Genomic DNA, 10,022 nt, shown 5'->3' with positions numbered 1-10,022 from the left:
CGCTCTTCCGATCTGCTATTCCCCAAGGAGTCTCGCCACCCGCTCCATGCCACAAAAATGCAGCGTTCATCTGCGTCTTGCTACTAAAAACAAGCAATTCAGCTGTATAAAAATAGCTAATCAACAGACCTGATAAAGTGCTTGTTATAGGAAAAGGATACGAAGTGCAGTTCATTATTTCGTCGACAAAACGGATTGTTCATCAACGGCTCCGAAAATAGAAGATGTTCGTTCATCCAGTCGATTCCTCCTTTAGAAACATTAGTTCTTATTAGAAAACCCGTGCGCCACACTGCCAACTAACAAGCCGATTGCCGCTCCCATCACAATATAAAAGCCTTGGAAACTAGCTTCTAAAAACATGCCAACAATCACACCGACAGCAGAGCCAGCAACTAATCCTAATGGTATGAAACTATTCTTATTTTTCATATGTCATAGCACTCCTTACTGTCTATTTACTTCCATACAACGTAAACGCCTTTAACGGTGGCTTCGGCTTGTTAAACAGTTCCTCATCATGATACGGCAAGTCGAGCGTCTCAAAATCAAATGCATCGTCCACACACGCGATGTACACGTCGTAGCCCTCCTCGTCGCTTGGGAAAAACGTTTCGCGCATTTCGCCGTTTTCAAGCGCCTCGCCAATCGCCAATTGCAGCTGCTTGAGTGCAGCGCGGTTGCCAACAATAAACGCCTCCTGATGCCAGCTTCGTTGCCCGTAAATGTGCAGCATATCGCGCGTATCATTGCGAAAGCGCTCAAAATACGCTTCAATTTTTTGCTCGATCACCAGTGCCTCGCTCGTATGTGGTAAAAAGATGTCGCGCTGAAAATTTTTTGTGCGCAGCGACGTCGGTGTCATACGGCTAATAAAGTCACGCATGAATTCGCCGTATTCGATAAAAAACAGCACGTCAAAATAGCCGTCTACAATTTGCGTTTCGTATGTATATAGCTGAATCGTCTCACCGTGCTTCGTAAATTGCCAGCGAATGAGCTTGCTTGATAGCGCGTCTTTAGCAATGCATTGAAAGTCGTTGGCTGCGACGTGTAGCTCGCGTGCAAACAGTTGATATTGCGCCTCGTCGGAAAAAGTAATGTCCTCGAAATAGTAGAGTTTGTTCATATATGAGCCTCCATATTGCTTTAAGAAAAGCTTAAACTAAATAGCACTTGTGTAATGATGGTTTTTAAATAATAAAATTCACGAAAAAGTTTATAGAATTATTTTATCATTATTCCAATTTATGTGTGAAAATAGAATTGTAAATAATATTTTGGAAGGAGTTCTCGTATGTTAGATGAAAAATTAGAACAACAGAAAATAGAATGGAAAAGAAAAAGATGGGCAATTCCTAATATTAAAGGCAGTAAGAAAAGCTGGTATTACCTTGTTAAAGAACTGATTAAATTAGTTGCTGACAATCTAGCTACTGATTTGGATTCCCATCCGTATATAGATGGCATAACAGACACTGATACTTGGCGCTCTTATACAACTTTTTTGAAAACGATGGGACTTGTTAGTAATCGAGCGGGAATTTTAAGTTTAACGGAAATCGGTTATCAGTTTTATGTAAATCCATCAAAAAGATACTTAGCAGACTTGATACAAGATAAAATTCGTCTTTTTGGAGAAATTTTAATACTTTTAGATAAAAGCGCTCAAAGAATTGAAGATATTGATCAACAATTATGTGAGGCATTTGATTTAGATTGGAGTAATCTTAGTAATACGAGAAGTAGAATGGATTGGTTAGAGGTTTTAGAACTGATTGAGGATGTAGGGAATCGAAAATGGGCATTAACGATTGAAGGCGAAAGTGCTCTTAATGATTGGAGTTTAATAACAGCAGATGTTTTAAATTTATTTGATTCAAATCCAAATAAAATTGCCATTCCTAATCCGCCAAAGGAAATTGCTTGGCTATTACAAAGTTTATCGGAAAATCCTGAGAATCACAAAAAACGTAATACATATAACCTTTGGATACCTAGTCCAAATCGAATCAATAATTTAAGAACGATTATTCAATTTGCACTTGAACGTGTTTCTAGAAAAGAATTTTTCACATTTATTGAAACTGAATTTAATTTAAAAACTAGTAGTGCCGAATCCATTTTACCTTTTTTAAGAGCATCTGGACTATTAGAAGAAGTTGGACGTAATATTTATATGGCAACAGCAGTTGGAAAAGCTTGGTGTGAAACTGAAAACGACTTAGATTTAATTCGAATTTTACATTGCCATATTCAATTTGTAGGGGAACTGATTCAAGCTGCTGAACAAGATTCAGTTCGAAATGATATTTATATACAAGCTCAAAAATATGGAATGAATAGAGAAAAAACTAGATGGATTACAGGTTTCTTACTTGAAGCAGGTTTATTGGAAGAACCTCGATATTTACATTTGAAAGCAACTCCATTAGGTAGGGAATTTGTTTCTACTTTACCATTGAACTTGTATATTGAAGAAGACACAAATGTTATACCTGAAGTTAAAGTAAAAAAAGTTAAGCAACAAAGTGAACAGGGAATCGAGGAAGAATTATTTACGCGGTTAGGTGCATCTTCGAATGATCCAATGGCATTTGGGAAAAAATCAGGGGTAGCGTTTGAAGAATGTATTGCGGATATATTCTGTTATATGGGATTTGATGCTAAACGTATAGGTGGTTCTGGTGATACAGATGTAGTCATTCGATGGAAAGATAATAATGGGATAAGTATGACTGCCATTGTTGACGGGAAATCTAAAAGTTCAGGAACGGTATCTCATAGTGATATAAGTGATGTAGCGATTGATACACATAAGGAAAAAAACAATGCAGAATATGTTGCTATTGTTGCTGCTAGCTTCAGTGGTGATACAATACGAAATCACGCAAAGAAGAAAAAATTTGCGCTTATTACAGTTACCGAATTGATTGAATTGGCTCGTAATGCCCATTCATTAGGATTGTCTTTAGAGGAAATTTCGTATGTTTTTCAAGTTCCAAATGGTATGCAAAAACTTTATGACATTATTGAATCTAAAAAAAGACAAATGGAAATTATCACATTAGTCGTTTCTCAATTCAGACAAGAACAGGATCAATTAGGAAATCTTTCGGCACGAGATTTATACCTTTTACTTAGAGCTACTACCATTTCTCCAACTTTGGATGAGTTAATGGAAGTGTTTCATATCCTTTCAAAAGAAGAAATAGGAATACTAACTTTAATAACTACATCATCCACACCTGAAAACGCAACATATATGCTAGCTCATACTAAAAATGTGATAAATAGATTACGTGCTACAATTTCTGCTATCGAAAAAGGATTATAAAATAGCAAAAAGCTTGGACTACCGATGATGGTTGTCCAAGCTTTTTTTATTATTTTACTTCTACGTTCGCCGCTTCTGCTCCGAAAAATTCCTCTAAAAAGCTTGCGCGTTTGTCGATCATCATTTGTGATGTTTCAACGCCATGCTCACGTAATAGCGCGATGTTTTCCTTTAAGAAGTCGTTGCTGCCGACGATGTAGTAAATGCCGTCTTTGTCTGCTTGCACTAAGCGCGTTACTTCCGCGTAAAATGCATCGCGGCTGTTTACGTACTGCGCCGTGAAGTTTTTCTCTTCGTTCGTCGTGAAAACGTCCGTGAACACGTATTGCGCTGATGAATCGACGTTTAACGAGTGAATGCTCGGTACGTTCGTGTCGTTTTGTAAATATTTTAATGCAAGTGGACGAACTGTCGCGATGCCAACACCTGCTGTTAAGAAGTAAATATTTTTGCCTTCTTCTTTCAGCGGCATGTTTGAGTGCGTTTTAAATAGTGCAACTTCTGTACCGATTTCAATCGTTTTTAAAATCGATTTAAACTCTGAACAAAGCTCCTTAATGCGCGTCGTAATACCGATTGCGCCTTCGTTCGGTAACGTAGAGATCGACATGTGACGAATAAGCTCTCTGTTCGGTCCTTCGCCTTCGTTAAAGCCTTTTAATGCGAAGTGCGTATGTGCGCCTTCTTCCCACGTAAAGTCCTCTGGTACGTCGATTAAAAACGTTTTCACTTCTGGTGTTTCTTCCACGATTTTATTAATTTTTGCCCAATCAATTCTTCTTTGCATTTGCATATATGTAGCTCCTCATCTGATGATAATTGATAACGATTATCAATATGTGTCTTTTGATTATAACAGTTTATGTACTATATGCAAGCTGAATCGTCATATTATTGCGAATTTATAGCTGAAATTGCTTCGTAAATGTTTTTTGTTCAGCAGATTGTACAGCAAGTTGCTCGGACTCTTTCGATAGCTGTTGCATAATGTGTGCGATGTTGTCGACTGCTTCGCATGATTCGGACAGTTGCTGTGACTCTAAATCGACCGCTTGCGTAATTTCTGCTACAGAAGCGGATACTTCTTGAGCAGAAGCGGCAAGCTCTTCGGCAACGGCAAATACATCGGTAATATCTCGTTGCATGCGAGCGATCGACGTTTCAATCGATTCAAACGTTTCGCTCGTTTCGACGACTTGCTTTGCGCCTTGCTGAATCGCGGCGTCGTTTTGCTGCATCGACTGTGTAACGTCGCGAATGGCAAGCTGTACGTTTTGGACAACTTGTTGAATTTCAGCAGCGGACGTTTGCGATTGCTCGGCAAGCTTGCGAACTTCATCGGCTACGACAGAGAAGCCTTTTCCTGCTTCGCCAGCGCGTGATGCTTCAATAGCGGCGTTTAACGCAAGCAAGTTCGTCTGCGCAGTAATGGCAGAAATGACTTCGACAATGTTCGTAATATGTGCGGATTGCTCCATAAGCTGTTCCATTTTTTCAGTCGTCGTCGCTGTTTGATCTGTTATATGTACCATCGTTTCTGAAATTGTATGCATCGATTCACGACCGCGTGTTGCACATGTGGACGATTCAATCGCCATTTGCTGTAAGCTGTTCGTCGCCTCCGCAATGCGCTGTACACCACTTGACGTTTCCTCTAACGTAGCAGAGCTATTGTTCGCTGCATCGACGTTATGTTTAGCAAGCTGGAGCACTTGTTGAAGCTGCTTGCTCGTTTGATGACTTTCACTCGTCGACGTTGCAATCGATGAGCGCATTTTCTCTGCAACCGTTTCCACACTTGTCGCATGATCGCTTAGCTGTACAATCATCGTGCGTAGCGATTGCTTCATTTGCTCAAACGCCTCGGCAAGCTGCTGCATTTCATCTTTTGAGCGAATGACAATCGTTTCACCGTTTAATTTTCCGTTTGCCACGTCTGAAACGGCATCGCTTAATTGCACGAGCGGCTTCGTTACAAACTTGCGGAAAAATAGATTCGCTAATGCAATAAAGCCGATTAAGACGAGTACGAGTATGCTGCTCATCCACATCGTACGGTCTGTAATGTTGCCATTAAAGTCATTCGAATAATAAAACATATTTTGCACTTGCGCTTCGACTTCAGCTGTATGAAGCATCATTTGTTTTTCAAGCGGTACAGCTTGCTCACGTAACACTTGAGCCGCTTCCGCCATATTGCCATCATCAATGAATGCGACAGTACGGTTTAACTGCGTCACGTACTCGTCATACGTTTGCTGTAACGCTTCGATTACGTCACGATCAATGACGATGTCTACACGCTTTGCCATTTCCGCAATCGCCGTATCCATTACAGGAATGATCGCCTCATATTCCGCCTTCGCTTGCTCCTCACCAATTAAGTAATGCTGTACGAAGCTAGCACTTTGCACCGCATTCGTTGACAGCTCCGACGCTTCGGACATGAGTGGAACGAGCGCATCAATGACACGTGTGTAATCGTAGTCAATCGTTTTTAACTGATACATAAAATTACCACTTACAAACAAAACAAGTACTAAAATACCGCTAAACATTGCGAATATTTTCCGATTAATCGACATTGTTATCACCTCTACGTTTAAATTTTACATATACTAGTATAAATAAATTATTTAAGTTATTTTTTTACTTGTTTTTGCGTGATGAAAACATTGTGGAACAACGTACATATGTTGCTGCTCCGTTATGACCTCCCTCATATGAACTAGTACGTATGTCTTGAGTGAAAGGTGTCATCATTTTACAAAACTAAAGGAAAATATGTATAATACAGCTAAAATGAATGGAAAGAGGGATATGATGGACGTACAATTTCCAATTGGTAAGCTCGAAGTACCGCCAAACGCAACGACAGACGATGTAAAAGAGTGGGCAGCACAAACGAAAACATATGTTACGCGACTTCGAAGTGTAGTCGATGGACTGACAGAGGAACAGCTGTCCAAAACGTATCGTGACGGCGCATGGAACGTTCGCCAGCTCGTGCATCACATCGCTGACTCGCAGCTCAACATGTACCAGCGCCTGAAGCTTGCATTAACAGACGACACGCCAACCGTCCCAGCGTTCGATCAAGACGCATGGGCAGTAGAGCCAGATACCGAACTGCCAGTTGAAAGCTCGCTTCTTATGTTAGATGGCATTAATCAACGCATCGTTGCACTTGCACAAACGATTACGCCAGAGCAACTTGAGCGCAAATTTATTCACGCTGTCAACGGGGAAGTAACTGTTGCGACAAAGCTGAAAAAGCTCGCTTGGCACGAGGAGCATCATTTAGCACATATTGAAATGGCATTGAAACGATAATGTAACATCGCGTGAAATCGGGAATCAACGTTATACATTCGTTGCTCCTACAAATTAATTCGCAAATCAACATGTTGAATACGTTCACCTCTTTTCGCATTGCCGAGTGATTCGGTCATGCGAAAAGAGGTTTTTTCTTTTTTCTGTCGCTAGCAATGAGCTAAATGACATGCTTTATATGAAAATGTTTAGATTTATATTAGTTCAAGCGTGTTGATTAGCCATTCAACTGGCAGTTCGCGTATTGCGGCTCGCTTTCCTGGGGCTCGGCAACAGATTCAGCTTTATAAAAATGGCTAATCAACAGACCTGATATTAGTTTATTCTTTTTGTTGACAACTTTATGAGGACTATGTATAGTAAGTGTACAGTTATCAGTTTAGTTCTAAACCGACAACTGTACATCATATAAGGAGGGCTTGTTTATGTGTGAAGTAGACAAGCAACTACATGAAGTGGCACAAATGATGAGCAGTCAGACAGGTTTAACAGCAGGATTAACGTAACATTATAGGAGGATTTTTATTATGGCAGACTTATACAAACGATTAGACAAAGATAACGCAGCGGTATTATTAGTAGATCATCAAACAGGTTTAATTTCAGGGTTAGTTCGTGACTACGGGGTAGATGAATTTAAAAATAACGTAATCGCATTAGCGCGTACAGCGAAGTTCTTTAACTTACCGGTTATTTTAACGACGAGCTTTGAACATGGTCCAAATGGTCCGCTCATGCAAGAATTAATCGATTTATTCCCAGACGCACCAATCATCTCTCGTCCTGGACAAATTAACGCTTGGGACAACGAAGATTTTGTAGCGGCAGTAGAAGCAACAGGCAGAAAACAGTTAATTATTGCGGGTGTTGTAACGGACGTATGTGTCGCATTCCCAACACTTTCAGCGATTAACGAAGGCTATGATGTGTTCGTCGTGGCAGATGCTTCAGGTACAGGAAGTAAGCAAGTTGCAAATGCGGCATTAATGCGTATGGCACATGGCGGCGCACAATTAATGAACTGGTTTAGCGTAGCAGCAGAATTACAGCGCGATTGGCGTCATGACGTTGAAGGTTTCGGTGCATTAATTTCGGCACAATTACCTGGCTACCAAAACGTAATGGGCAGCTATGCAGGCGCACAAAAAGACGCAACACAAAAATAAATAACGAAAAAGCTTTTGAGTACGATGGTGCTTAAAAGCTTTTTTTATTTTCATTTATTAGGAAAGTACGTTAGAATGAAGTGATTTATGTAGCAGTAAGGAGATAGTAAAATGACCGAACGAGATAATAAGCGATTGGATTTATTAATTTGGTTTCGCTTATCACGAGTCTATTTGAATAGCTTAAAAGGGTCAAACCAGCATTTAAAACAGTGGGGGCTGTCAGCAGCGCAGTTTGATGTACTTGTACAAGTTGGTATGTCTAAACGAATTTCTCAAAATGAATTAGCGGAAAAATTATTTGTGACAAAAGGCAACATTACGCAATTATTAACGAAGATGGAAGAACTCGATCTAGTAGAACGACAGCAAGAATGGCGCACGAAATACGTTCAATTAACGAAAAAAGGACAAGACGTATTTAATGAAGTGACACCATTACAAGAACGCGTACAGGCAGAGCATTTTTCAGCGTTAAATAAAGAGGAGAAAAAGCAGCTATTAACGCTTTTGAAAAAACTTCAGCAAAACGGTGGCAAATAGCTAGAGCGAAGTCCATTCGCTTGTAGCGGTTTGCTGCTTTTTTCATTTTTTCTTTTTTACGCAATAAATATAAGGATTTTTATTACATAAATATTTTTTTATGGTAATGTTAAGTGAATCGTTGTAATTCTATTAAGACATGCTTAAAAATCCATTCTATGTAAATAGTGATAAGAGGAGTTGCTTTCATGCTGAAAAAAATATTGTTACTGTTAATCTGTACGACTGTTATAACAGTTAGTGCCATTTCCTTAATGCGTTACTTACTCGTAAATGAGGTAGAAAATCACCTTATCGAAGAAGGGTTTGACAAAGATCAATTCGACACGAGTTATTATCGAAATATTTCTTTAAAAGGGAACGACTCTAAACAAGTGAAAGTCATATTTACATCGCAACCTGACTATCATTTTTATTTTTACAAAAATGATGATGCCACAATTGAATTAAGAACGATAAAGGACCTTACGACAAATACACGGCTTGGTACGGCTGAAGAAATGGCGCCATATATAAGCAAAATTCAAGCAAAATAAATCTTTGTACGCATTGTTCATTGCATCATAGTATCTCCCCCCTCTCCTGTAAAACGTTAATTTAAATCGGAATATACAGAGGTGAACAGAATGATTATTCAACATAATTTAACGGCGTTGTATGCATCAAATAAACGGAATGAAAACTGCTAAAACGCTTCAAAAGCTGTCGTCGGGCTATCGAATTAATGGCGCAGCAGATGATGCAGCAGGATTGGCGATTTCAGAAAAGATGCATGCATAAATTCGAGGTCTGGAGAAAGCGCAGCAAAATATTCAAGACGGGATTTCACTCATTCAGACAGCTGAAGGGGCACTTGGATCAATTCATGAGACGTTAATTCGATTAAGAGAATTAGCGATTCAAGCTGCCAATGACACATTAATTGACGCAGATCGTGAGTTGATTCAACAAGAGGTAGAACAAATGAAGCAAGGAATTAATAACATCGCGAATAATACAGAGTTTAATACGATGAAATTGTTAAATAGAGAAAATAGCACGACAACGATTACAACGCCAGGTACTACGGAAACAACTGTTTCGACCATTGATTTATCGAAAGCAACGAGTATTACAATTTATGAAAATACGTTAGGTCAAATCTCTGAAGCTACTTTTATGATTTCAGACTTAGTAAATGGCGTAGAATGGAGTGAGCCACTAAGTGCTCCTAATGGCGAACGATACTTATTTAAAGTGGATTTAACAAATAATACATTTACGACAACTGCGCTTAGACAATACACAGCGCCGTTTAATAATATTACCGGTGTGAGAGTCAATGGATTAGTTGGATATGAAGATACTACTGCTTGGGCATCAGACATCGTTTCGTATCATGGCATTCCTTTAACCTCTTTAAATAATATTTTAGGTTCCAATTTAGATGATCACCCGTCCTTTACAGATACATCGATTAAGGTTCGTTTCGAGTCGAGAAAAAAGACGCCGGACGTTACGACGACGATTACGTTAATTTAGCGACGATGACAGTTAATAATCCGTAACTTAAGATTGCTTTCCACTTCGAGATAGGCTTTCCGTAGGCGGGGGAACTTGATACCAACCGTACCATCCAGCAATTTTGCGCTTAGTGAAAACAA

General features: G+C 39.4%; 9 protein-coding genes and 1 pseudogene. 6 read left to right on the top strand and 4 right to left on the bottom strand.

Annotated features, from left to right (window positions below):
• Positions 1-261: 261 nt before the first annotated feature.
• Positions 262-432, bottom strand: a complete 171-nt coding sequence (locus tag A6K76_RS16865) for a hypothetical protein (RefSeq protein WP_169818046.1) — start codon at positions 430-432, stop codon at positions 262-264.
• Between the two features lie 22 nt (positions 433-454).
• Entirely contained in the window at positions 455-1,129 is a 675-nt protein-coding gene (locus A6K76_RS16605; RefSeq protein ID WP_083995503.1) for a hypothetical protein, read from the bottom strand.
• A gap of 168 nt (positions 1,130-1,297) precedes the next feature.
• Between A6K76_RS16605 and A6K76_RS16350 the strand changes: the two genes are divergently transcribed.
• A complete protein-coding gene (locus A6K76_RS16350) occupies positions 1,298-3,337 on the top strand; it encodes a restriction endonuclease (protein ID WP_066466642.1) in 2,040 nt (679 codons plus the stop codon).
• A gap of 49 nt (positions 3,338-3,386) precedes the next feature.
• Here the strand turns inward: A6K76_RS16350 and A6K76_RS16345 are convergent, their stop codons facing one another.
• The gene (locus tag A6K76_RS16345) at positions 3,387-4,130 is read right to left on the bottom strand and encodes a dihydropteridine reductase (RefSeq protein WP_245672013.1); all 744 of its coding nucleotides are present in this window, start codon (positions 4,128-4,130) and stop codon (positions 3,387-3,389) included.
• A 109-nt stretch (positions 4,131-4,239) separates the two neighbouring features.
• Positions 4,240-5,847, bottom strand: coding sequence for a methyl-accepting chemotaxis protein (locus A6K76_RS16340; protein ID WP_169818045.1), 1,608 nt, complete (start codon positions 5,845-5,847; stop codon positions 4,240-4,242).
• 313 nt (positions 5,848-6,160) lie between these two features.
• Here A6K76_RS16340 and A6K76_RS16335 point away from each other — a divergent pair, with 313 nt between their 5' ends.
• The 5 genes and pseudogenes from A6K76_RS16335 to A6K76_RS16315 all read left to right on the top strand — a co-directional run bounded on the left by A6K76_RS16335 (position 6,161) and on the right by A6K76_RS16315 (position 9,900).
• On the top strand, positions 6,161-6,670 hold the full coding sequence (locus A6K76_RS16335; RefSeq protein WP_066466640.1) for a YfiT family bacillithiol transferase: 510 nt from the start codon (positions 6,161-6,163) through the stop codon (positions 6,668-6,670).
• 527 nt (positions 6,671-7,197) lie between these two features.
• On the top strand, positions 7,198-7,836 hold the full coding sequence (gene ycaC / locus A6K76_RS16330) for an isochorismate family cysteine hydrolase YcaC (RefSeq protein WP_066466639.1): 639 nt from the start codon (positions 7,198-7,200) through the stop codon (positions 7,834-7,836).
• A gap of 111 nt (positions 7,837-7,947) precedes the next feature.
• On the top strand, positions 7,948-8,379 hold the full coding sequence (locus A6K76_RS16325; RefSeq protein WP_066466638.1) for a MarR family winged helix-turn-helix transcriptional regulator: 432 nt from the start codon (positions 7,948-7,950) through the stop codon (positions 8,377-8,379).
• A gap of 188 nt (positions 8,380-8,567) precedes the next feature.
• Positions 8,568-8,915: a hypothetical protein gene (locus tag A6K76_RS16320; RefSeq protein ID WP_066466637.1), complete on the top strand. Its 348-nt coding sequence runs from the start codon at positions 8,568-8,570 to the stop codon at positions 8,913-8,915.
• A gap of 121 nt (positions 8,916-9,036) precedes the next feature.
• Positions 9,037-9,900: pseudogene (locus A6K76_RS16315) on the top strand (flagellin).
• The last annotated feature ends 122 nt before the right edge of the window (positions 9,901-10,022 follow it).

The sequence above is a fragment of the Caryophanon latum genome (genome assembly GCF_001700325.1).
Lineage (GTDB): Bacteria > Bacillota > Bacilli > Bacillales_A > Planococcaceae > Caryophanon > Caryophanon latum.
This window is presented reverse-complemented; position numbering and strand designations above follow the sequence as displayed.